Raw genomic sequence first — 2,086 nt, 5'->3', positions numbered from 1 at the left:
GTAAAACAAGGGGATGTTATCGGATTAATTGGTAAAAACGGTGCTGGTAAATCAACGTTACTTCAATTAATAAATGGAAAGATTGAGCCTTCAAAAGGGATTGTTGAATGGCAGCAAATGAATATGACAACCGCATATGTTGAGCAAGAAATAGAATCTTTTATTAGTAATGATGTAATTGCAAAAGAAGCAGAACTTCTTGCGAAATGGGGCGTGCCAACGAACGATTTTCATACTTTAAGTGGTGGTGAAAAGCTGAAAATTCGATTAGCAAAAGGATTTGCTGAAAATCCTAATGTCTTAATATTAGACGAACCGACAAATCATTTAGATGAGATCAGTACGGGATTTCTCATTAAACAAATAAAAAACATGAAAGGTACAGTTATCGTTGTATCACATGATCGATATTTTTTAGATGTTGTCGCAACAAAAATATGGTCAATTGAGGACAAAAAATTAATTGAGCATAGTGGTAATTATACGAGCTACATGAAAGCACGTGAGCATAAAAGAAAGACGCAGCAGCGTGAATATGAAAAGCAGCAAAAAAAGATAGAACAAGTAGAAACACATATAAAAGAATTGAGTTCATGGTCACAAAAGGCACACGCGCAGTCTACAAAACAAGAAGGTGTGAAAGAATTCTATCGTGTAAAAGCGAAGCGAATGGATGCACAAGTGAAGTCAAAACGAAAACGACTCGAAAAAGAGCTGGAGAAAACGAAAGTAGAACGTGTGAAAGAAGAGTATTCAGTTGAGTTTTCTATTCAAGCGAACAAAAAAGTAGGAAAACGCTTTTTAGAAGTGAAGCAATTAAAAAAAGACTTTCATGGGAAAGTATTATTTGAAAACGTTAATTTTACAATTCAGCACGGTGAGAAAGTTGCGATTGTTGGACCAAACGGTAGTGGGAAAACAACATTACTGAAGATGATTATGGGAACGGAAACTGCTGAAGGAGAAATATGGATTTCACCATCTGCAAACATCGGCTATTTAACACAAGAAGTTTTTGATTTACCGCTTGATAAAACACCAGAAAATTTATTTTTTAAAGAGACGTTTGAAGAAAGAGGAAAAGTCCAAAATTTAATGAAACATTTAGGATTCCAAGCGTCTCAATGGAAAGAGCCGATTGAGCATATGAGTATGGGAGAAAGAGTAAAATGTAAGCTAATGGCTTATATTTTAGATGAAAAAGATGTACTCATTTTAGACGAACCGACGAATCACTTGGATCTACCTTCACGTGAACAACTTGAAAATACATTAGCTGAGTATAACGGAACATTAGTAATTGTATCTCACGATCGATATTTTCTGGAGAAAACAACTAACACAAAACTCGTGTTTTCAAACAATACGATACAAAAGCAGCTAGAAGAACCTACTAAAACAAGAGATGATATTGAAGAGCTACGTTTAACGTTAGAAACAGAGAGACAAGAAGTATTAGGGAAATTAAGCTTTTTAACTTCTAAAGACAAAGAATATAAAGCACTGGATGAACGGTTTATGGAACTTACGAAGCAGATTAAAGAGCTATAACGTAAGTAAGGGGGATTAACATGGGAGAAGAGAGATTCACTAAGTTATTTAAAATAGATTGTGGAGATATATACTTGCAAGAATTTACGGTCAAAGATGCAGAGAGTATTTATAAAATAGCAAATCAACCGGAAATAGCAAAATTTTTACCAGACTGGAAATCAACGAAAGAACAAAGGGTGGATTGGATTGCAGATTATGAAATACCAGCAAACAAAGCATTTCTTGATGCAGTGAAAACTACGAATAACATAGATAATCATACGTTAAAGCTAGGAATATTTAAGAAAGCTACAAATGAACTCATTGGATGGTGCTGCACAGGTATGAAAGAAGAACTCCCTTCACCAAACAGAGAGATAATGTATGCTATCTCAAATGAATATCAAAATCATGGCTATGCTACAAAAGCGACTAAAGGTTTAATTGACTATTTGTTTAAAGAAACAAATTTAAATGTCCTTAACGCAATTGCTTTAATTAACAATGTAGCAACAAATAAAGTTATTGAAAAATGTGGGTTTATTTATTTGAG

The 2,086-nt window shown here is 34.0% G+C and carries 2 protein-coding genes; both read left to right on the top strand.

Going from position 1 to position 2,086, the window contains the following annotated elements:
- Positions 1-1,551: ribosomal protection-like ABC-F family protein (abc-f, locus tag ACQGS6_RS27200; protein WP_426965926.1), on the top strand; the 1,551-nt coding region annotated here is incomplete at its 5' end.
- A 20-nt stretch (positions 1,552-1,571) separates the two neighbouring features.
- A partial coding sequence (locus ACQGS6_RS27195; protein WP_426965925.1) for a GNAT family N-acetyltransferase occupies positions 1,572-2,086 on the top strand: 515 nt, incomplete at its 3' end.

This window comes from Bacillus sp. GMs2/2, assembly GCF_050172095.1.
GTDB lineage: Bacteria > Bacillota > Bacilli > Bacillales > Bacillaceae_G > Bacillus_A > Bacillus_A cereus.
Note: the sequence above shows the minus strand (reverse complement) of the source record. Positions and strands in the feature narration are given on the sequence as shown.